General features: G+C 62.4%; 17 protein-coding genes. 3 read left to right on the top strand and 14 right to left on the bottom strand.

Features of this window, described 5'->3' with window-relative positions:
• Positions 1–25 precede the first annotated feature (25 nt).
• The 14 genes from nuoL to FQ668_RS19525 all read right to left on the bottom strand — a co-directional run bounded on the left by nuoL (position 26) and on the right by FQ668_RS19525 (position 15862).
• Entirely contained in the window at positions 26–1879 is a 1854-nt protein-coding gene (gene nuoL / locus FQ668_RS19600) for an NADH-quinone oxidoreductase subunit L (RefSeq protein WP_014590311.1), read from the bottom strand.
• Positions 1876–2184 carry an NADH-quinone oxidoreductase subunit NuoK gene (gene nuoK, locus FQ668_RS19595; protein WP_003251446.1) on the bottom strand — a complete coding sequence of 103 codons (309 nt, stop codon included), beginning with the start codon at positions 2182–2184 and terminating at the stop codon, positions 1876–1878. The genes nuoL and nuoK overlap by 4 nt, the downstream gene beginning before the upstream one ends.
• Before the next feature lie 3 nt (positions 2185–2187).
• Positions 2188–2688 (bottom strand): NADH-quinone oxidoreductase subunit J, encoded by a 501-nt coding sequence (gene nuoJ / locus FQ668_RS19590; protein WP_019438098.1) that lies wholly within the window; start codon positions 2686–2688, stop codon positions 2188–2190.
• 10 nt (positions 2689–2698) lie between these two features.
• Complete coding sequence (gene nuoI, locus FQ668_RS19585) at positions 2699–3247, bottom strand: NADH-quinone oxidoreductase subunit NuoI (RefSeq protein WP_003251442.1); 549 nt, start codon at positions 3245–3247, stop codon at positions 2699–2701.
• A gap of 11 nt (positions 3248–3258) precedes the next feature.
• Positions 3259–4266 (bottom strand): NADH-quinone oxidoreductase subunit NuoH, encoded by a 1008-nt coding sequence (gene nuoH / locus FQ668_RS19580; protein ID WP_003251440.1) that lies wholly within the window; start codon positions 4264–4266, stop codon positions 3259–3261.
• Positions 4263–6977: an NADH-quinone oxidoreductase subunit NuoG gene (gene nuoG / locus FQ668_RS19575; RefSeq protein WP_019438097.1), complete on the bottom strand. Its 2715-nt coding sequence runs from the start codon at positions 6975–6977 to the stop codon at positions 4263–4265. Before nuoG ends, nuoH begins: the two co-directional genes overlap by 4 nt.
• A 132-nt stretch (positions 6978–7109) precedes the next feature.
• The gene (gene nuoF, locus FQ668_RS19570; protein ID WP_144180592.1) at positions 7110–8486 is read right to left on the bottom strand and encodes an NADH-quinone oxidoreductase subunit NuoF; all 1377 of its coding nucleotides are present in this window, start codon (positions 8484–8486) and stop codon (positions 7110–7112) included.
• Entirely contained in the window at positions 8483–8980 is a 498-nt protein-coding gene (nuoE, locus tag FQ668_RS19565) for an NADH-quinone oxidoreductase subunit NuoE (RefSeq protein ID WP_012313767.1), read from the bottom strand. The genes nuoF and nuoE overlap by 4 nt, the downstream gene beginning before the upstream one ends.
• Positions 8981–8982: 2 nt before the next feature.
• A complete protein-coding gene (gene nuoC / locus FQ668_RS19560; RefSeq protein WP_010954900.1) occupies positions 8983–10764 on the bottom strand; it encodes an NADH-quinone oxidoreductase subunit C/D in 1782 nt (593 codons plus the stop codon).
• Positions 10765–10843: 79 nt separating this feature from the next.
• Positions 10844–11521, bottom strand: coding sequence for an NADH-quinone oxidoreductase subunit B family protein (locus FQ668_RS19555; protein WP_008096180.1), 678 nt, complete (start codon positions 11519–11521; stop codon positions 10844–10846).
• A gap of 9 nt (positions 11522–11530) precedes the next feature.
• A complete protein-coding gene (locus tag FQ668_RS19550; protein WP_003251427.1) occupies positions 11531–11944 on the bottom strand; it encodes an NADH-quinone oxidoreductase subunit A in 414 nt (137 codons plus the stop codon).
• A 384-nt stretch (positions 11945–12328) separates the two neighbouring features.
• Complete coding sequence (locus FQ668_RS19545; protein WP_019438095.1) at positions 12329–12991, bottom strand: lysoplasmalogenase; 663 nt, start codon at positions 12989–12991, stop codon at positions 12329–12331.
• 290 nt (positions 12992–13281) lie between these two features.
• Positions 13282–14607: an isocitrate lyase gene (gene aceA / locus FQ668_RS19535; RefSeq protein ID WP_014590317.1), complete on the bottom strand. Its 1326-nt coding sequence runs from the start codon at positions 14605–14607 to the stop codon at positions 13282–13284.
• A 490-nt stretch (positions 14608–15097) separates the two neighbouring features.
• Entirely contained in the window at positions 15098–15862 is a 765-nt protein-coding gene (locus tag FQ668_RS19525; protein WP_172833546.1) for a secretin N-terminal domain-containing protein, read from the bottom strand.
• A gap of 125 nt (positions 15863–15987) precedes the next feature.
• Between FQ668_RS19525 and FQ668_RS19520 the strand changes: the two genes are divergently transcribed.
• The 3 genes from FQ668_RS19520 to FQ668_RS19510 all read left to right on the top strand — a co-directional run bounded on the left by FQ668_RS19520 (position 15988) and on the right by FQ668_RS19510 (position 20452).
• Positions 15988–17163 (top strand): hypothetical protein, encoded by a 1176-nt coding sequence (locus FQ668_RS19520; RefSeq protein ID WP_019438094.1) that lies wholly within the window; start codon positions 15988–15990, stop codon positions 17161–17163.
• Between the two features lie 53 nt (positions 17164–17216).
• Positions 17217–18926 (top strand): S8/S53 family peptidase, encoded by a 1710-nt coding sequence (locus FQ668_RS19515; RefSeq protein WP_019438093.1) that lies wholly within the window; start codon positions 17217–17219, stop codon positions 18924–18926.
• Positions 18927–19009: 83 nt separating this feature from the next.
• Entirely contained in the window at positions 19010–20452 is a 1443-nt protein-coding gene (locus FQ668_RS19510) for a SulP family inorganic anion transporter (RefSeq protein ID WP_014590321.1), read from the top strand.
• Positions 20453–20470: the final 18 nt, after the last annotated feature.

The following is a 20470-nucleotide window of genomic DNA, read 5'->3' as shown; positions in this document are numbered from 1 at the left end:
TTTGGCAAAGTCGCAAGATTCATAGTCATACCGCAGCCACTACCACGGCACCGAGCACCAGCACGGCACCCACGGCGATAGAGGCGGTGTACCAGCGCAGTTGGCCAGTCTCGGTCTTGCTCATGGCAACGTGGCCGCCACGCGCCATCCGAGGAATCAGGCCGATGGTGCGGTCAACCGGGTCCTTGCGCAGGATGTGGCTGATCAGCAGGTACGGTTTGACGAAAAGCTTGTCGTAGATCCAGTCGAAGCCCCAGGCAGCGAACCACCAGGCCGACAGGACGCGACCGATGCCACTGTTGGCGACGGCGCTGACGAAGCGGCGCTTGCCCAGGAACAGCAGGGCGGCCAGCAGGATACCGGCGATGGCGATGGCACCCGAGGTGATCTCCAGTGCGTGCTTGGCTTCGCCACCGGCATGGCCGGCGCTTTCCGGCAGCACACCGGCCAGCGGCGGGGTGATCCAGGCGCCGACGAAGGTCGACAGCACGATCAGCACGCCCAGCGGCAGCCAGTGGCTGATGCCGTGGCCCGCATGGGCTTCGGTCTTGGCTTCGCCGTGGAAGGCGATGAAGATCAGGCGGAAGGTGTACAGCGAGGTCATGAACGCGCCTACCAGGCCGGCATACAGCAGGCCGGTGTTGCCGCTGGCGAAGGCTTCCCAGAGGATCTCGTCCTTGGAGTAGAAGCCTACGGTCACGATCGGCAGGGCCGCCAGTGCCGCGCCACCGACCACGAAGCTGGCGTAGGCCAGCGGCAGTTTCTTCCACAGGCCGCCCATCTTGAAGATGTTCTGCTCGTGGTGGCAGGCAACGATCACCGCACCGGAGGCAAGGAACAGCAGGGCCTTGAAGAAGGCGTGGGTCATCAGGTGGAAGATCGCCGCGTCCCAGGCACCCACGCCCAGGGCCAGGAACATGTAGCCGATCTGGCTCATGGTCGAGTAGGCGAGGATACGCTTGATATCGGTCTGTACCAGCGCAGCGAAGCCTGCCAGTACCAGGGTCACGCCACCGACCACACCTACAAGGTGCAGGATGTCCGGCGCCAGCAGGAACAGGCCGTTGGTACGGGCGATCAGGTACACGCCCGCGGTCACCATGGTTGCGGCGTGGATCAGTGCCGAAACCGGAGTCGGGCCCGCCATGGCGTCGGCCAGCCAGGTCTGCAGTGGCAGCTGTGCCGATTTACCGACCGCACCACCCAGCAGCATCAGCGTGGCCAGCACCATCCAGGTGTCGCCAGCCTGGAACTTCTGCGGTGCCAGCACCAGCAGTTCCTGCACGTTCAGGGTGCCCAGCTGGGCGAACAGGATGAACAGGCCGATGGCCATGAACACGTCGCCGATACGGGTGACGATGAATGCCTTGAGTGCCGCGTTACCGTTGTTGCGGTTGCTGTAGTAGAAACCGATCAACAGGTACGAGCACAGGCCCACGCCTTCCCAGCCGAAGTAGATGAACAGCAGGTTGTCGCCGAGGACCAGGAACAGCATGCTGGCGATGAACAGGTTGGTGTACGAGAAGAAGCGCGAGTAGCCGGCTTCGCCACGCATGTACCAGGATGCGAACAGGTGGATCAGGAAGCCGACACCGGTCACCACGCCGAGCATGGTGACCGACAGGCCGTCCAGGTACAGGGTGAAGTTCGGCGCGAAGCCGTCCACCGACATCCACTGCCACAGCAGCTGGCTGTACGCGCCGCCCTCAGGCGGGGCGACGTTGAACTGCCAGATGACGTAAGCGGCCGTGGCGGCCGACAGGCCTACCGAGCCGACGCCGATCAGGGCGGACAGGTTCTCCGAGAACCGTCCACGCGAGAACGACAGCAGCAGGAAGCCGACGAGGGGAAAGACGAAAGTCAGGAAGAGAAGGTTCATCCGCGCATCTCACTGGCAGCATCGATGTCGAGAGTGTGGAAGCGGCGATACAGCTGCAGCAGGATGGCCAGGCCAATGCTGGCCTCGGCGGCTGCCAGGCTGATCACCAGAATGAACATCACCTGGCCGTCGGGCTGGACCCAACGGGCACCGGCGACGACGAACGCCAGGGCAGAGGCGTTCATCATGACTTCCAGGCTCATGAGCACGAAGAGGATGTTGCGGCGGACCATCAGGCCAACCAGACCTAAGCAGAACAGGATGCCGGCGACCGCCAGACCATGCTCGAGAGGGATAGCACCCATGATTTACTCCTTCGCCTCGTTGCGGCCCAGGTGGAAGGCGGTGACGGCTGCAGCCAGCAGCAGCATCGACGCCAGTTCGACCACCAGCAGGTAAGGGCCGAACAGGCTGATGCCCACGGCTTTCGGGCCCACGGTGGTACCGCTGATGCCGGCCCCACTCGGGGTGACGAACAGCACGTACAGCAGCTCCGCCAGCAGCAGGGCGCCGAGGATCACCGGCCCGGCCCAGATGCCGGGCTTGAGCCAGCCCCGTTCCTGGGCGACCGAAGCCGGCCCGAGGTTGAGCATCATCACCACGAACACGAACAGCACCATGATGGCGCCGGCGTAGGCGATCACTTCCAGGGCGCCGGCAAACGGCGCACCCAGGGCGAAGAAGATCATGGCCACGGAAATCAGCGAAATGATCAGGTAAAGCAAGGCGTGCACGGGGTTGGTGCCGGTTACCACCCGAAGGGTGGAGACCACGGCGATCCCGGATGCGAAGTAGAAAGCGAATTCCATCTTTCTGTCCTTATGGGAGCAAGCTCTTCACGTTGATCGGCTCGGCTTCGTTCTGTGCAGAGCCCTTCGGCTTGCCAGCGATTGCCATACCCGCAACACGGTAGAAGTTGTAGTCAGGGTTCTTGCCGGGGCCGGAGATCAGCAGATCTTCTTTCTCGTACACCAGGTCCTGACGCTTGAACTCGGCCATTTCGAAATCCGGAGTCAGCTGGATCGCGGTGGTCGGGCACGCTTCTTCACACAGGCCGCAGAAAATGCAACGCGAGAAGTTGATGCGGAAGAACTCCGGGTACCAGCGGCCGTCCTCTGTCTCGGCCTTCTGCAGCGAAATGCAGCCAACCGGGCAGGCCACCGCGCAGAGGTTGCACGCTACGCAGCGCTCCTCGCCATCGGGGTCGCGGGTGAGGACGATGCGGCCGCGGTAGCGCGGCGGCAGGTACACGGGTTCTTCGGGGTACTGCAGGGTGTCGCGCTTGCGGAACCCGTGGGAGAACACCATTGCCAGGCTGCGCAGCTGGGTGCCGGTGCCCTTAACGATGTCGCCGATATACTTGAACATGGGTCAAATCCTCACTGGGCCGCGACGGCTGGCGTGTTGTAGAGCACGATCGCAGCGGTCACCAGCAAATTGATCAGGGTCAGCGGCAGGCAGAACTTCCAGCTGAAGTCCATCACCTGGTCATAGCGTGGGCGCGGGATCGAGGCGCGCAGCAGGATGAACAGCATGATGAAGAACGCGGTCTTCAGGGCGAACCACAGGAACGACAGTTGCGGCAGGATGCCGAACGGGCCGTGCCAGCCACCGAAGAACAGGGTTACCAGCAGCGCCGAGATGAGGATGATGCCGATGTACTCACCGACGAAGAACATGCCCCACTTCATGCCGGCATACTCGATGTGGTAGCCGTCGGCCAGTTCCTGTTCTGCTTCCGGCTGGTCGAACGGGTGACGGTGAGTCACGGCGACGCCAGCGATGAAGAAGGTGCAGAAGCCGAAGAACTGCGGAATGATGAACCACAGGTTCTGCGCCTGGTACTCAACGATGTCGCGCATGTTGAACGAGCCCACCTGCACCACCACGCCCATCAGCGCCAGGCCCAGGAACACTTCGTACGACACGGTCTGTGCCGAAGCACGCAAGCTGCCCAGCAGGGCGTACTTGTTGTTCGACGACCAGCCGGCGAACAGCACCGCGTAGACCGACAGACCGGCCATGGCGAAGAAGAACAGCAGGCCGATGTTCAGGTCGGCAACGCCCCAGGTCGGGGTGATCGGGATGACCACGAAGGCGATCAGCAGGGCGCTCATGGCCACTACCGGTGCCAGGGTGAAGATCACGCGGTCGACGAAGGGCGGGTTCCAGTCTTCCTTGAAGAACATCTTCAGCATGTCGGCAGCGATCTGGAACATGCCGAACGGGCCGACGCGGTTAGGGCCGTAACGGTCCTGCCACCAGCCCAGCAGGCGGCGCTCGACGAAGCTGAGCAGGGCGCCGCAGACCACCACCGCCAGCAGGACCACGATGGCCCGCAGCACGGTGAGGATCACATCGATCACTTCGGGGGTGAACCAGCTCATTGTGCTGCCTCCTGCAGACCTTCGACGGATGCACCGAAGATGGCAGGCGGAATGCCAGCCAGGCCTTTCGGCAACGCGACCAGGCCAGCGCCCAGCTCTTCATTGATACGCAGCGGCAGGCGCAGGGCCACACCGGCGACGTTCAGGCTCAGCAGGGCGCCCTCGTTGACGCCCAGGCGGTCGGCTTCGGACTTGGCCAGGGCCACGTAGGCAGCCGGGATGCGTTCTTGGACCGGGGCGGCGCGCGAGGAGCTTTCTTCGCTGCCAAACAGGTGGAAGAACGGCACGGCAGTCCAGGTGCCACGGGCCGGGTTGAAGGCCCCCGGAATGGCATTGAACCAGTTCAGGCGGTCGCCTTGCGACTCGATCAGGCGTACGCCTGGGTCACCGGCACGCAGGTGGCCACCGACCTCGTCCTGAAACTTGTTCCAGGCCTGTGGGGAGTTCCAGCCCGGCGACCAGGCGAACGGCACCTGCTGGCGGGGTTCGGCCGAACCCGAGTAGCCTTCCATGGAGAAGGCGAACGCGGTGTCCTTGTCTTGCGGGGTGCGCGGCTCGTGCACACTGATGTTGGCGCGCATGGCGGTACGGCCGGAGTAGCGCAGCGGCTCACGGGCCAGCTTCATGCCCTTGATGCGGAACGCGGCGCTTGGCGCGGCGTTGACGATGCCGGCCAGTTGCGGGGCGGCTTCGGCACAGGCGCTGGTGACGTGGTCCAGCTGGGTCCAGTCGACCGGCTTGTTCAGCAGGGTGGCACGCAGGGCGTGCATCCAGCGCCAGCCTTCATGGACCAGGATGCTGCTGTCCAGATATTGCGGGTCGAACACCTGGAAGAAGCGCTGGGCACGGCCTTCCTGGCTGACCAGGGTACCGTCACCCTCGGCGAACGAGGCGGCCGGCAGCACCAGGTGGGCGCGGTCGACGGTGGCGGTTTTGGAGTGGTCGGCAACGATCACCACCTTGGCCGCAGCCAGGGCTGCGTCGACCTTGGCGGCCGGTACGCGGGCGTACAGGTCGTTTTCCAGCACCACGATGGCATCGGCCTTGCCGCTGATGACCGCATCCAGCGCGGCATCGACCGACTCGCCACCGAGCATGGCCAGGCCAAGGCTGTTGGCCTCAGGTACCACCAGGCTCAGCGAGCCGTTTTTCTCGCGCAGCTTCAGGGCCTTGGCGATGTTAGCGGCGGCTTCGATCAGCGCTGGGTCGGCCAGCGACGTACCGGCAACGACCAGTGGGCGCTTGGCGGCGACCAGGGCGTCGGCGATGCGCTGGGCCAGGGCCTTGGCTTCGTCGTCCAGGCCGGCGACGGCAGGGGCGCTCGGGTCGATGGCGTGGGCCACGGCGAAACCGATGCGGGCCAGGTCGGCCGGCGCGGCGTGTACGCATTCTTCGGCGACGTCGTCCAGCTTGGTTTCAGCCAGGGACGCGATGAACAGTGGGTACAGCGCGTGCTGGCCAATGTTCTTCACAGCAGCGTCGAGCCAAGGCTGCACTTTCATCGCTTCGGCCATGGCCTCGGCCTTGCCTTTGGTGGCCTGGCGCACGGCCAGGGCAACGCGGGCAGCGGTCTGGGTCAGGTCTTCACCGAGCACGAACACGGCGTCGTGGTCTTCGATGTCGCGCAGGGTCGGTACTGGCAGCGGGCTGTTGTTCAGTATGTTCAGGGCCAGGCGTACGCGGGCCAGTTCGCCCGCTTCCATGCCCGAGTAGAAGTAGTCGGCACCGACCAGCTCACGCAGGCCGTAGTTACTTTCGAGGCTGGCGCGTGGCGAGCCGATACCGACGATGGTACGGCCGCGCAGCAGGTCGGCGGCCTTGTCCAGGGCGGCGTCCAGACCCAGCTTGGTGCCGTCGGCCAGTTGTGGCTGACGTGGGCGGTCCTTGCGGTTGACGTAGCCGTAGCCGAAGCGGCCGCGGTCGCACAGGAAGTACTGGTTGACCGAACCGTTGAAGCGGTTTTCGATACGGCGCAGTTCGCCGTAGCGCTCACCCGGGCTGATGTTGCAGCCGCTGGAGCAGCCATGGCAGATGCTTGGGGCGAACTGCATGTCCCACTTGCGGTTGTAGCGCTCGGAGTGGGTCTTGTCGGTGAACACGCCGGTCGGGCAGACCTCGGTCAGGTTGCCGGAGAACTCGCTTTCCAGCACACCGTCTTCGACGCGGCCGAAGTACACGTTGTCGTGGGCGCCGTATACGCCCAGGTCGGTACCACCTGCGTAGTCCTTGTAATAGCGCACGCAGCGGTAGCAGGCGATGCAGCGGTTCATCTCATGGGCGATGAACGGGCCGAGGTCCTGGTTCTGGTGGGTACGCTTGGTGAAACGGTAGCGGCGCTCGTTGTGGCCGGTCATTACCGTCATGTCCTGCAGGTGGCAGTGACCGCCTTCCTCGCACACCGGGCAGTCGTGCGGGTGGTTGGTCATCAGCCATTCGACGACGCTGGCGCGGAACGCCTTCGACTCTTCGTCGTCAATGGAGATCCAGGTGCCGTCGGAAGCAGGGGTCATGCAGGACATGACGATACGACCACGGGTGTCGTTCTCGTCGGTGTACTGCTTGACTGCGCACTGCCGGCAGGCGCCAACGCTACCAAGCGCCGGGTGCCAGCAGAAATAAGGGATGTCGAGGCCGAGCGACAGACAGGCCTGTAACAGGTTGTCTGCACCGTTGACTTCGAGCGCTTTGCCGTCTACGTGGATAGTGGCCATTGTTCAAAGTTCTTCGTTGGCCCGCGTGAGCGGGCGTGGCTAATGGAAATCGGTGAGCTTGCGACACGCCTCGATTGCTCGGGCCTGCCGGTAAGCTGGCGAGTGGCACGGACCACCCGCCTAATCATCTTGTTATGCGCCGACCACGATCGGCCCGGCCTGGATGGGCTTCGCCAGGTCGGGGCGCAGGGTTGCAGCGCTTTCTGGCGCCACACCGGCCTCGAACTCCGAGCGGAAGTATTTGATGGCACTGCCCAGCGGCTCGACGGCACCCGGTGCGTGAGCACAGAAGGTACGGCCTGGGCCGAGGAAGTTGACCAGCCCCAGCAGCGTCTCGATGTCTTCGGCACGGCCCTGGCCTCTTTCCAGTGCGCGCAGCATCTTCACGCTCCACGGCAGGCCATCACGGCATGGTGTGCACCAGCCGCACGATTCGCGGGCGAAGAACTCTTCCATGTTGCGCAGCAGCGACACCATGTTGATGCTGTCGTCGACCGCCATGGCCAGGCCAGTACCCATACGGGTGCCGACCTTGGCGATGCCACCGGCGTACATTTGCGCATCGAGGTGCTCAGGCAGCAGGAAGCCGGTACCGGCGCCGCCTGGCTGCCAGCACTTGAGCTTGAAGCCATCGCGCATGCCACCGGCGTAGTCTTCGAACAACTCGCGCGCGGTAACGCCAAATGGCAGTTCCCACAGGCCTGGGTTCTTTACCTTGCCGGAGAAGCCCATCAGCTTGGTGCCATGGTCTTCGCTGCCTTCGCGTGCCAGCGACTTGTACCAGTCGTTGCCGTTGGCGACGATGGCCGGGACATTGCACAGGGTTTCGACGTTGTTCACGCACGTCGGCTTGCCCCACACGCCAACGGCGGCAGGGAAGGGCGGCTTGGAGCGCGGGTTGGCGCGGCGGCCTTCCAGCGAGTTGATCAGCGCGGTTTCTTCACCGCAGATGTAGCGGCCGGCGCCGGTGTGCACGAACAGCTCGAAATCGAAACCGCTGCCCAGGATATTCTTGCCCAGCAGGCCGGCGGCCTTGGCTTCATCGATGGCGCGGTTGAGGTTCTTCGCTGCGGTGGTGTATTCGCCACGCAGGAAGATGTAGCCGCGGTAGGCCTTCAGGGCGCGGGCGCTGATCAGCATGCCCTCGACCAGCAGATGGGGCTGTTGCTCCATCAGCATGCGGTCCTTCCAGGTGTTCGGCTCCATTTCGTCCGCGTTGCACAGCAGGTAGCGGATGTTCATGGATTCGTCTTTGGGCATCAGGCCCCACTTCACGCCAGTGGGGAAGCCTGCGCCGCCACGGCCCTTGAGGCCCGAGTCCTTGACCGCCTGTACGATATCGTCCTGCGACATTTGCGCCAGGGCCTTGCGGGCTGCGGCATAGCCGATTTTCGATTCGTACTCGGCCAGCCATACTGGCTCGCCATCGTCACGCAGGCGCCAGGTCAGCGGGTGGGTTTCGGCCGAGCGCGCGATGCGGTTGGCCGGGCCGAAGGAAGTAATGGTCATACGTAACCCTCCAGCAGTTTGGAAACGCCAGCCGGCTGTACGTCGCCAAAGGTGTCATCGTCGATCATCAGTGCCGGTGCCTTGTCGCAGTTGCCCAGGCAGCACACGGGCAGCAGGGTGAAACGACCGTCGGCGGTGGTCTGGCCCAGGCCGATGCCCAACTCGCTCTGGATCTGGCTGACGACCGACTCATGGCCGCCGATGTAGCAGACCATGCTGTCACACACGCGGATGATGTGGCGGCCGACCGGCTGGCGGAAGATCTGACTGTAGAAGGTGGCGACACCCTCGACGTCGCTGGCCGGAATGCCCAGCACTTCGCCAATGGCGTAGATGGCGCCGTCCGGCACCCAGCCACGTTCCTTCTGGACGATCTTCAGGGCTTCGATGGACGCCGCGCGCGGGTCCTCGTAGTGATGCATTTCGTGCTCGATGGCCGAGCGCTCGGTTTCGCTCAGGGCGAAACGGTCTGTCTGGATAAGCGTGCTGTTCATGCTTAGCGGTCCACGTCAGCCATAACGAAGTCGATACTGCCCAGGTACGCAATGAGGTCGGCGACCATGCTGCCTTTGATCACCGAAGGGATCTGCTGCAGGTGCGGGTAGCTCGGGGTGCGGATCCGGGTGCGGTAGCTCATGGTGCCGCCATCGCTCGTCAGGTAGTAACTGTTGATGCCCTTGGTCGCTTCGATCATCTGGAACGACTCGTTGGCCGGCATGACCGGGCCCCACGAGACTTGCAGGAAGTGCGTGATCAGGGTTTCGATGTGCTGCAGGGTGCGCTCTTTCGGCGGCGGCGTGGTCAGCGGGTGATCCGCCTTGTACGGGCCTTCCGGCATGTTGCGCAGGCACTGGTCGATGATGCGGATACTCTGACGCATCTCCTCGACACGGACCATGCAGCGATCGTAGGCATCGCCGTTGTGGGCCAGCGGTACTTCGAACTCGAAGTTTTCGTAGCCGGAGTAAGGGCGGGCTTTACGCAGGTCGAAGTTGCAACCGGTGGCACGCAAGCCGGCACCGGTGGTGCCCCATTCCAGCGCTTCCTTGGTGTTGTACGCGGCAACGCCGATGGTACGGCCCTTGAGGATGCTGTTTTGCAGGGCGGCCTTGGTGTATTCGTCGAGGCGCTTGGGCAGCCATTCGACGAAGTCCTTGACCAGCTTGTCCCAGCCGCGTGGCAGGTCGTGGGCGACGCCACCGATGCGGTACCAGGCCGGGTGCAGGCGGAAACCGGTGATCGCTTCGATCACGGTGTAGGCGCGCTGGCGGTCGGTGAAGGTGAAGAACACCGGGGTCATGGCGCCGACGTCCTGGATGTAGGTACCCAGGAACAGCAGGTGGCTGGTGATGCGGAAGAACTCGGCCAGCATGATGCGAATCACGTCGACCTTCTGCGGCACCTTGATGCCGGCCAGCTTCTCCACCGCAAGCACGTACGGCAGGTTGTTCATCACCCCACCGAGGTAATCGATACGGTCGGTATAGGGGATGAAGCTGTGCCAGGACTGGCGCTCGGCCATTTTTTCGGCGCCACGGTGGTGGTAGCCGATGTCCGGTACGCAGTCGACGATTTCTTCACCGTCCAGCTGCAGGACGATACGGAACGCACCGTGCGCCGAAGGGTGGTTGGGGCCGAGGTTGAGGAACATGTAGTCCTCGTTGGCGCCCTGACGCTTCATGCCCCAGGCTTCCGGGTTGAAGCGAGCCGATTCCTCTTCAAGCTGCTGCTTGGCCAGGGTCAGGCTGTAGGGGTCGAACTCGGTCGCACGGGCAGGGTAGTCCTTGCGCAGCGGGTGACCTTCCCAGGTTGGCGGCATCATGATGCGGCTGAGGTGCGGGTGGCCGGCAAAGTCGATGCCGAACATGTCCCAGACTTCGCGCTCGTACCAGTTGGCGTTTGGCCAGATGCCTGTCACGGTCGGCAGGTTCAGGTCGCCTTCGCTGAGCGACACCTTGATCATCACGTCGCTGTTACGCTCGATCGACAACAGGTGGTAGAACACGCTGAAATCGGCGGCTGGCAGGCCACGGCGCTGGGTGCGCAGGCGCTCGTCGACGCCATGCAGGTCGTACAGCATGCTGTAAGGCTTGGCGACGCCGCGCAGGAAGCTGAGCACCTCTTTGAGCTGGGCGCGTTTTACCCACAGCACGGGCATGCCGGTGCGGGTTTCCTGGGCGACGAATGCGTCGGCGCCAAAACGGTTGTTCAGTTCGACGACCACATCCTGGTCGTCAGCCTTGTAGGGCGGAATGAAAATAGCGTTGTCCGCTGTCATGGTCTCGGTCGCTTTGGGTCAACGTTAAGAATGAAGCCAGGCCGCCGGCTCCTTCGGGAGCGGGCGGCAGGTCGCTGGATCAGACTTCGTCGGGGCTGCGCAGGTTGGTTACTGCAATGCGCTGCTCACGACGCAGGTCTTTCTGGGCTGGCATCTCGGCACGGTAAATACCTTGATCACCAACAACCCAGGAAAGCGGGCGTCGTTCTTGGCCGATCGACTCCTGCAACAGCATCAAGCCTTGCAGGAAAGCCTCAGGGCGTGGCGGGCAGCCAGGCACATAGACGTCCACGGGGAGGAACTTGTCGACCCCCTGAACGACCGAGTAGATGTCGTACATGCCGCCGGAGTTGGCGCACGAACCCATGGAGATGACCCATTTCGGCTCGAGCATCTGCTCGTACAGGCGCTGGATGATCGGCGCCATTTTGACGAAGCAGGTACCGGCAATGACCATGAAGTCGGCCTGACGCGGCGAGGCCCGGATGACTTCGGCGCCGAAGCGGGCGATGTCGTGGGGTGCCGTGAAGGCCGTGGTCATTTCCACGTAGCAGCAGGACAGGCCGAAGTTGTACGGCCAGAGGGAGTTCTTGCGACCCCAGTTGACCGCACCACGCAGCACATCTTCGAGTTTCCCCATGTAGATGTTCTTGTGGACCTGGTCCTCTAGCAGTTGATCGGTGACGGTTTCCCGTTCACCGACCGGGTACTGCTCATTGGGCGCATCCGGATCGATTCTGGTGAGATTGTATTGCATGCCAAAGCCTCATTGTTTCAGCTTCGCTTGCCGCTTGCGGCGACCTTCGGGAGCCCAATCAAGTGCCCCGACGCGCCATAGGTAGACAAGACCTGCCAACAGAATTGCTATGAAAACGAGTGCTTCGACGAATCCGGTCCAGCCGCTTTCGCGGACGGACACAGACCATGCAAAGAGAAAGAGGGCTTCGATATCGAAGATCACGAACAGCATCGCGACCAGATAGAATTTGGCGGACAGGCGCAGGCGGGCGCTGCCGACGGGCAGCATGCCGGATTCGAAGGGTTCGTTCTTGGCGCGGCCCCAAGCCTTGCTACCGAGCAGGCTGGACAGGCCGAGCATGAAGGCGCACAGGCCGACGACACCCAGGAGGAAGATGGCAAAGCCCCAGTTGTGGGCGATGAGTCCTGCCGAATCGGACATGCTAGAAATCCTTATACAGAGACCCAGCTCTGCAGTCTGAAATAAGTGTAGAGCGGCGACTTGGCGTCGCACATGCAGTGACCAAATGTCGCAGCCGAATCAATCCCGCTGATTTTATGGGTAAACCTGGTGCAAGTAAAATTTCTGTCGCAAATTTATTCGTAGGATTAAGTACAAAAACCGTTCGTAACTGGCTGAGGGCCTTGAGATTCGGGCATTACGCGCGGTTTTGTTAATTATGTTTCTTGCAGCGGGTAACGAATTGTAAGTCCTGTAATGATAATTAGTATCATTTGAGTTGCTGCCGTTGAATTTGGCTGTTCTGTGCCTTGTAAAGTTCATCTGGCGACTCCCCCTACTTGCAATTGCAAAAAAACCCTTGTTCTAGCAGCTCTCGGTCCTGCGCGCACCGCTCTGGGTCAATACTTTATCGGTTGAGCGATGACCGACTGATGAAGCGATGGCCCATTGGCCGAGCCAGTAGGCGAGGATGATCAGGTACGGTGCGGCGGCGAACGGGCTGACGAAGCGGTCGATGCCGATCAGGCTGTCGGAGAACACGAACAGGCCGGCACCCAGTGCTGCCACTCCCCCGCAGGCCAGTGCGCGCCAGAGCATGGCGCTGATGGCCAGGGCGTAGAGCGCTACCGGGATCAGCAACGGGCCGAGGCCGTGGCTGGCCAGTACACCGAGCAGCGCGATGCCCGTGATTGCGCTGAAGATCAGTGCGGGCAGGGCGGGGCGCAGGGTAATGCCGCAATAGCCGCGCAGGTAAGCAAGGTGGGCACAAAGGAAAGCAGCCAAGCCGAACACGAACAGGTCGGCGGGGATGGCCAGCAGGATGTCGCCGAGTACCGAGAAGGCCAGGCCGATCGAGATCCATGTGCGATAAGGCGAAACCGGGGTGCTGCGCAGCCAGGCAATCAAGGCCAGCACCGGGATGGGTTTGGTCATGAGGGCGAGCAGGGTGTTGTCGCTGGCCAGTGCATATATATAGAGGGCAGCGGCGGTCAGGGCGAGAATCATCAGGTGGCTTGGACGAGGCATGGGCGGTCCTTGCTGCTGGGCTGCCACAAGCATAGCCCTGATCCGGGGTTTTGCTGCGGCCTGTGCCGGCCCTTTTGCGGGTAAACCCGTTCCTGCAGCGGCCTGCGCCCAATCGCCGATGTGTGTCTCCTTCCGATTAGTGTAGGAGCGGGTTTACCCGCGAATACGATAGCGGCGGCAACGGTGAACGGCTGGTAAAAATTGGCCAGCAGGCCCGGCTCTTTCTCGGGTAAAAACAAAGGCCCGGAGCTTTCACAAGCCCCGGGCCTTTGTTCAACCGCAACCCACTATCAGTGGAACTGCTCTTCCTCGGTCGAACCGGTCAGCGCAGTCACCGACGAAGCGCCACCCTGGATCACGGTGGTCATGTCGTCGAAGTAGCCAGTGCCCACTTCCTGCTGGTGCGCCACGAAGGTGTAGCCCTTGCTGGCGTCAGCGAATTCCTGCTCCTGCAGCTTCACGTAGGCGGTCATGTCGTTGCGGGCGTAGTCGTGCGCCAGGTTGAACATGCCGTGCCACATGTTGTGGATGCCGGCCAGGGTGATGAACTGATGCTTGTAACCCATGGCCGACAATTCGCGCTGGAACTTGGCGATGGTGGCGTCGTCCAGGTTTTTCTTCCAGTTGAAGGAAGGCGAGCAGTTGTACGACAGGATCTGGTCCGGGTACTCCTTCTTGATCGCCTCGGCGAAGCGACGGGCTTCGTCCAGGTCCGGCTTGGCGGTTTCACACCAGATCAGGTCGGCGTACGGGGCGTAGGCCAGGCCGCGGGCAATGGCTTGGTCGAGGCCGGCGCGTACCTTGTAGAAGCCTTCACGGGTGCGCTCGCCAATCACGAACGGCTGGTCGTACGGGTCGCAGTCGCTGGTCAGCAGGTCGGCGGCGTTGGCGTCGGTGCGGGCCAGGATGATGGTCGGCACACCCGACACGTCAGCGGCCAGGCGCGCTGCTACCAGCTTCTGTACGGCTTCCTGGGTCGGTACCAGCACCTTGCCGCCCATGTGGCCGCATTTTTTAACCGAGGCCAGCTGGTCTTCGAAGTGCACGCCGGCGGCGCCTGCTTCGATCATGTTCTTCATCAGCTCGTAGGCATTCAATACGCCGCCAAAACCGGCTTCGGCGTCGGCCACGATGGGCGCGAAGTAGTCGATGTAGCCTTCGTCGCCCGGGTTCTTGCCGGCTTTCCACTGGATCTGGTCGGCACGGCGGAACGCGTTGTTGATGCGCTTGACCACGGTCGGTACCGAATCGACCGGGTACAGCGACTGGTCAGGGTACATCGACTCGGCCGAGTTGTTGTCGGCGGCAACCTGCCAGCCGGACAGGTAGATGGCCTGGATACCGGCCTTGACCTGTTGTACAGCCTGGCCGCCAGTCAGGGCGCCCATGCAGTTGACGAAATCTTTGTCGGGGCGGAAGGACGGGTGAGCACCTTCGGTAACCAGCTTCCACAGTTTTTCTGCACCCTGGCGGGCAAAGGTGTGCTCAGGTTGCACGGAGCCACGCAGGCGAACGACATCAGCGGCGGTGTAGGTACGGGTCACGCCTTTCCAGCGCGGGTTCTCGGCCCAGTCTTTCTCGAGGGCTGCAATTTGCTGTTCGCGTGTCAGTGCCATGGAAATAAACCTCGTCGCATCGATCTTGGGTTAATTGTGCTGATGCTCTGGGCAGATCAGGTGCCTGGCGGCTGTCCTGTTCGCAGGCTTGCGGCGGCGAACGCGAAGGCTCGAAGGGGAAGGTTGGGCAGGCCAGGCGAAGGTGCGCTCCGGCAGGTCGGCTCGTGGTTGCCTTGCTGCGGTGCTACGCGATTGCCAGTACTGCGGTGATGCGCTTCCGTCCCTCGGGACAACTTCTTCGTTGCAGTCGCAATCCCGTCGAACCGCCTTGTGGGCCGTATAGACACGAGGCGCCTCCTGGGGTGGAAGGAGCGCGCCCCGAAGGCCCTTGCCAGGGCCCCTGATTAGCGGGAGCGAGGCCATCATGCCCTTGGGAAAAAGACCCTGTCAAATGTTTTGTAGTGCTTTTTTGTCCTTACTACATCTTTGGTCTAATGCGACTTGGCAGTCAGTTTCAAGGCCTTTGGTCGAAGCCTTGAATTGCCTGGGATCAGTCGACAAGGTCGACTTTGACCCGCAATGTCATGTTTTCACCCCGTTGGGTGCCGTACGTATGGCTTGACGCGCTGCGGTCGGCTTGGCTCTGCTGGTTGAACCCCGCTAGGGTGATCCACTCGCCGAGCTTGCCAGTGACTGTCGTGTCGGTACTTTGTACTTTCACTACATCTGCACGTTCATGGCTGATGCGGTCATTATTGCTGCTTATTTGCAGACGAACCGTTTCGCCGCTCAGGCTCGGGGTTACGTAGAAGCCTTGGGTCACGTTGCGGTATTCGGTGTTGCTCTGAATGCGCCCATAGCCGTCTGTGCTGGTGCTGGTAATGGGGATGCTCTGGCCTACCTGGATCAGTGCCGGTTGCCCTTCGCTGGCTTGTACCTGCTGCATGCCGCCGTCGCGGTTGCTGGTGCCGTAGTGAATGACGCGTGCGTTGCCGCGGTTGTCCTGGAAATTGCTGTCGTTGTTGTCGACGCTGATCAGCAGGCGCTTGGGCGCGGTATCCAGCTGTTGCAGCAGGGCGCGCAGGTCGTCGATGCGCTCGGGGCTGGCGTTGACGATCAGTTTGTTCTCGAAGGCGCTGACCGTTCCGTCCTTGCCGATGAAGGCCTGCAGGGCGGGCAGCAGTTCGGCACTGCTGCGATGCTGAAGTGGCACCACCTCGGTGGCGGCATGGGCGGTGAGGCTGGCGACCAGCAACAGGGAGGCGAAAAGGGGGCGTAGCGGCATGTCCATGATCTCCGCAGGTGGAACCAACATGATGGCAAATTTGCTGACTTTTTGCCGGATCTGGATCACGTCGGCACGGTGGCAGACAGTCGTATTATCCTGATTTATCTTGTAGGCTATAAATTATAGTAGGCAAGATAAATGAGGTTAATTGCATGTCTCCCGTTCGCCCGCTCCTACGCCGTAATCAGTTGGCCAACGCACTGGCCCAAGACTTGGCCGGCGAGTCGTTGGTCGATTACAGCTCGGGCATGTTCCTGGCCGCGCCCCGGCGTACGGGCAAGAGCACCTTCCTCAACAACGACTTCATACCGGAATGCGTACAGCGCGGCTGGCTACCGGTTTACGTCGACCTGTGGTCGGATCGCGACGCCGCCCCTGCGCAGCTCATCAGTGGCGCCATCGGTACTGCGCTGGCCAGATTCGAAGGTGCGCTGGCCAGGACCGCGAAAAAGGCCGGTATCGACAAGATCAACCTGCTGCGCACCCTGAGCTGGGATTTCACCCGCCCGCAATTGCCTGCGGGTACTACCCTGGCCCAGGCGCTTGCCGTGTTGCATCAAGTCTCAGGGCAGTTGGTAGTGCTGATCATCGACGAGGCTCAGCACGCCCTAAACAGCGAAGATGGCCTTAATGCGATGTTCGCGCTGAAAGCCGCGCGTGACCACCTTAACCGTGGCGACCGTCCGGACGGCTTGCGCCTGGTGTTCACGGGCTCTAGTCGCGACAAGCTGGCCAACCTGGTACTCAAGAGCAAGCAGCCATTCTTTGGTGCCAGCATCACACCCTTTCCGTTGCTGGGGCGTGAATATGTCGAATTCATCACCGCCTTGTGGAACCGTCGCCTGGCCGACAGTAACCAGTTCAAGGTAGAGGACCTGGCATACGCGTTCGAATTGGTCGGCCGGCGCCCGGAAATGCTCAACAAACTGTTGGCCGAAGTTAGCGTCGGCCTGGGTGAGGCGGGCAACCTGGGTGAACTGCTGCGCAATGGGGCGCTGAACCATCAAGCCGGGGTGTGGAGTGACTACGAAAGCGCTTGGAACGAACTTACGCCGTTGCAGCAGGCCGTGCTAGAGGTCATGGCCGAGCGCACGCTGGGCCGGCAGCCGTTTTCCCCGTTTACCGAGCAAACCTTGGTTGAGGTCAGCCGCAAGCTGGAGCAGGCCCAGGCGGTAGCCAACGTCAACACGGCAAACGTACAGAAGGCCCTTGATGCCCTGCGCGACAAGGAGCTGGTGTGGAAGGCCAATCGTGGCGAGTACGCGTTGGAGGATACTTCCATGGCCGAATGGCTCGCCCGCGACCAGGCAGTTGCCAGCCACAGGTGAACCTTTGAGGTGCCCCGTAAGTCGCACTCACAGGGAGCGCGTGGGGTGATTGCATGAACGGTGTCCTGATCTTGCTGTTGTGGCTTTGCAGTCTTGGTGCACAGGCTGCAGCGGACACGCTGCGCATCAAGCAGCTACAGCGTTGCGGCGACTTGTTCAGCGATAGCCAGCAGCAGTGGTGCCTGCGTACCGAGGGGCTCGGGGTAAACCTGCCAACGGTATGGTTGGGCGGTGTGCGGCTGTCAGAAGCCAATGTCGGGCGGCAAGGTGACCGGCTGACGCTGAAACTGGCGAGAGAAGCCCAGCGCAGTGCCCCGCTCTGGCTGGCCGATGGCGGCCGCACCAGCAACCCGGTATGGCTGACCCGCCAACGCAGTCATGTGATCGCCGCAGGGCCCGATGAAGTGGCGAAGAACATGGACGGCCTGACCACTTATGTCGATCTGGTCAGCCTGTTGATCGAAGAAAAATACGACGGCCTCGGCGAGGCGCGGCGCATCGCCGGTAAATACGGCGCCCAGGTTGTCGGTGCCATTCCGCCGTTGAATGTCTACCAGCTGCGCTTGCCGGTAGATGACCTGGTGCAGCGCGATGCGATGGTCCTGCGCATGGGCAGTGAAGTCAGCGTGGATGCCGTGATTGTCGAAGAGTCCGGCCCCGAGCGGGGGGAGGAGGGCAAAGGGCGCAGCACCCAAGCCATCGACCAGGCGGACGAATGGGCCGCCAACCGCTTCATGGACGCGCTGTATTTCTACCGGCGCCGGATTGCCGCATCTGGCTTGCCGGTGAAGCCCGTGCGGGTCGGGGTAATCGAACGTGAAGTGGACTTCGACGCCCCAAGGTTCAGCCATTATCGAGGGGGCTGCGAACGAAGCCAGACATGCCTCTACGCTCGCGACGGTAATCGCCAGGCAAGCCACGGCAGCCATGTTGCAGGCATTCTCGCTGCGCAGGGTGAGGGCTTTTTGCAGGGGTTGGGCAAGCACAGCCCTGGCTTCGAGGTGGTGGTAGAGCGCAACTCGGATGCCGGTATCACCGCCAACATCGCTGCCTCGGTGAACCTGGTCGAAGATGGCGTGCGGGTGCTGAACTGGAGCTGGGGCATTCACCGGGTCGGGGCACGCAATGTGAAGGGTGATGAGGTCGACTCGCTGGTGCGCTCCGGGCTGGCAATGAGCGGCTACGAGGAGTTGCTTGAGGAGTTCTTCCTCTGGCTGCGCAAGGCGCACCCTGAGGTGGTGGTGGTGAATTCGGCGGGCAATGGTGCGTCCTGGTCGGGGACCGATGAATATCGCCTGCCTTCGTCGTTCATCACCGAACAATTGCTGGTGGTGGGCGGGCATCAGCGCAGTGACAAGGCTACGGCAGTTGAAGCCCACGATCATGTGCGCAAGCGTCACAGTTCCAATATCGACATGCGCGTGGATGTCAGTGCTGCTGCCTGCATACGCCCGGTTTCTGCCGAGGCTGCGCATTGTGGCACGTCGTACGCGACACCTTTGGTGACTGCCACTGTGGCGACGATGCTGTCAATCAACCCGGCACTTACCCCGGAACAGGTGCGCATGCTGTTGCGGCGCAGTGCCTTGACCCTGGGCGCCGAACAGGATTTCGAAGCGATGGATGCCGAAGACCTGACGGCGCCGATCCTGCCCTCGGAGCGTGGCGGCCGCCTGAACGACCCGGACCTGGGGCGTTCGGCGCGCCTGGACATGCAGCGTGCGCTGGACCTGGCCGTGCAGAGCCTTGAACGTGTGCGTTGAGCAGTGGCCGCTGTCAGACAAATTCCGTAACATCGCGCCCCTCGTTTTTCTAACGTCCGTCAGGACTGCACCACAGGAAGCCCATGAAGCCCGCCCGACTACGCGCCGACTTGCTCGCCGGCCTTACCACCTCGTTCGCCTTGGTCCCCGAGTGCATCGCCTTTGCCCTGGTGGCCCATCTCAACCCGCTGATGGGCCTGTATGGTGCGTTCATCATTTGTACCCTGACGGCGCTGTTCGGCGGGCGGCCGGGGATGATCTCAGGCGCTGCCGGCTCGATGGCGGTGGTGATCGTCGCCTTGGTGGTGCAGCACGGCGTGCAGTACCTGCTGGCCACGGTGTTGCTGGGCGGTGTGGTCATGATTCTGTTCGGCCTGCTGCGCCTGGGCAAACTGGTGCGCCTGGTGCCATACCCGGTCATGCTTGGCTTCGTAAACGGCCTGGCCATCGTCATCGCCATGGCTCAGCTTGAGCATTTCAAGGACGGCGAACACTGGCTCAGTGGCACGCCGCTGTACCTGATGATCGGCCTGGTGGCGCTGACCATGGCGGTGGTTTATGTGCTGCCCAAACTGACCCGTGCGGTGCCGCCGGCCTTGGTGGCGATCCTCGGTGTTGGCCTGCTGGTGTACATGCTCGGGCTACCTACCCGCACCCTGGGCGACATGGCGCACATCGCCGGTGGCCTGCCGGGGCTGGCGCTGCCGGATGTGCCCTGGAATCTGGAAACCCTGAAAATCATCGCGCCTTACGCGGTGCTGATGGCCATGGTCGGCCTGCTGGAAACCCTGCTCACCCTCAACCTGACCGACGAAATCACCGAGAGCCGTGGCTTCCCGGACCGCGAGTGTGTGGCATTGGGCGCTGCGAACATGGTGTCGGGCCTGTGCGGCGGCATGGGCGGCTGCGCGATGATCGGGCAGACGGTGATCAACCTCAGTTCCAATGGCCGGGGCCGGTTGTCGGGGGTAGTGGCCGGGGTGATGATTCTGCTGTTCGTGCTGTTCCTGTCGCCGCTGATCGAGCGTATTCCACTGGCGGCGCTGGTCGGGGTGATGTTCGTGGTGGCTCAGCAGACCTTTGCCTGGGCGTCGTTGCGGGTGTTGCACAAGGTGCCGGTGAATGATGTGCTGGCGATCGTTGCGGTGACCGTGGTCACGGTGCTCACCGACCTGGCCATGGCAGTGCTGTTCGGTATCATCATCGCGGCGCTCAACTTTGCCTGGCAGCATGCGCGGGAGCTGTATGCCGACACCCATGAGGACGCGGAGGGCGGCAAGCGTTATCAACTGCATGGCACGCTGTTCTTTGCCTCGACCACCTCGTTCCTCAACCAGTTCGACACGGCCGGGGACCCGGCCCAGGTCACGCTGGATTGCCAGCATTTGAGCTTTGTCGATTATTCGGCCGTTGCGGCGCTGAAAACCCTGCGCGAGCGCTATGCCAAGGCGGGCAAGCATTTGCGCGTGGTGCATTTGTCGGAGCGGTGCAAGAAGCTGTTGAAGCGGGCGGGCGAGCAGCATTGAAAACTGTTGCTGCCTGTG

The organism is Pseudomonas sp. Kh14, assembly GCF_900291005.1.
In the GTDB taxonomy this organism is placed as follows: Bacteria; Pseudomonadota; Gammaproteobacteria; order Pseudomonadales; family Pseudomonadaceae; genus Aquipseudomonas; species Aquipseudomonas alloputida.
The sequence above is the reverse complement of the archived record's forward strand: the minus strand, read 5'-3'. Positions and strand labels throughout refer to the sequence as shown.

What these genes read in the sequence shown, in the direction of transcription:
- nuoL (WP_014590311.1), bottom strand. Translation starts at nt 1,879, where the DNA reads ATGAACCTTCTCTTCCTGACTTTCGTCTTTCCCCTCGTCGGCTTCCTG.
- nuoK (WP_003251446.1), bottom strand. Translation starts at nt 2,184, where the DNA reads ATGGGTGCTATCCCTCTCGAGCATGGTCTGGCGGTCGCCGGCATCCTG.
- nuoJ (WP_019438098.1), bottom strand. Translation starts at nt 2,688, where the DNA reads ATGGAATTCGCTTTCTACTTCGCATCCGGGATCGCCGTGGTCTCCACC.
- nuoI (WP_003251442.1), bottom strand. Translation starts at nt 3,247, where the DNA reads ATGTTCAAGTATATCGGCGACATCGTTAAGGGCACCGGCACCCAGCTG.
- nuoH (WP_003251440.1), bottom strand. Translation starts at nt 4,266, where the DNA reads ATGAGCTGGTTCACCCCCGAAGTGATCGATGTGATCCTCACCGTGCTG.
- nuoG (WP_019438097.1), bottom strand. Translation starts at nt 6,977, where the DNA reads ATGGCCACTATCCACGTAGACGGCAAAGCGCTCGAAGTCAACGGTGCA.
- nuoF (WP_144180592.1), bottom strand. Translation starts at nt 8,486, where the DNA reads ATGACCATTACTTCCTTCGGCCCGGCCAACCGCATCGCGCGCTCGGCC.
- nuoE (WP_012313767.1), bottom strand. Translation starts at nt 8,980, where the DNA reads ATGAACAGCACGCTTATCCAGACAGACCGTTTCGCCCTGAGCGAAACC.
- nuoC (WP_010954900.1), bottom strand. Translation starts at nt 10,764, where the DNA reads ATGACAGCGGACAACGCTATTTTCATTCCGCCCTACAAGGCTGACGAC.
- FQ668_RS19555 (WP_008096180.1), bottom strand. Translation starts at nt 11,521, where the DNA reads ATGCAATACAATCTCACCAGAATCGATCCGGATGCGCCCAATGAGCAG.
- FQ668_RS19550 (WP_003251427.1), bottom strand. Translation starts at nt 11,944, where the DNA reads ATGTCCGATTCGGCAGGACTCATCGCCCACAACTGGGGCTTTGCCATC.
- FQ668_RS19545 (WP_019438095.1), bottom strand. Translation starts at nt 12,991, where the DNA reads ATGCCTCGTCCAAGCCACCTGATGATTCTCGCCCTGACCGCCGCTGCC.
- aceA (WP_014590317.1), bottom strand. Translation starts at nt 14,607, where the DNA reads ATGGCACTGACACGCGAACAGCAAATTGCAGCCCTCGAGAAAGACTGG.
- FQ668_RS19525 (WP_172833546.1), bottom strand. Translation starts at nt 15,862, where the DNA reads ATGTTGGTTCCACCTGCGGAGATCATGGACATGCCGCTACGCCCCCTT.
- FQ668_RS19520 (WP_019438094.1), top strand. Translation starts at nt 15,988, where the DNA reads ATGTCTCCCGTTCGCCCGCTCCTACGCCGTAATCAGTTGGCCAACGCA.
- FQ668_RS19515 (WP_019438093.1), top strand. Translation starts at nt 17,217, where the DNA reads ATGAACGGTGTCCTGATCTTGCTGTTGTGGCTTTGCAGTCTTGGTGCA.
- FQ668_RS19510 (WP_014590321.1), top strand. Translation starts at nt 19,010, where the DNA reads ATGAAGCCCGCCCGACTACGCGCCGACTTGCTCGCCGGCCTTACCACC.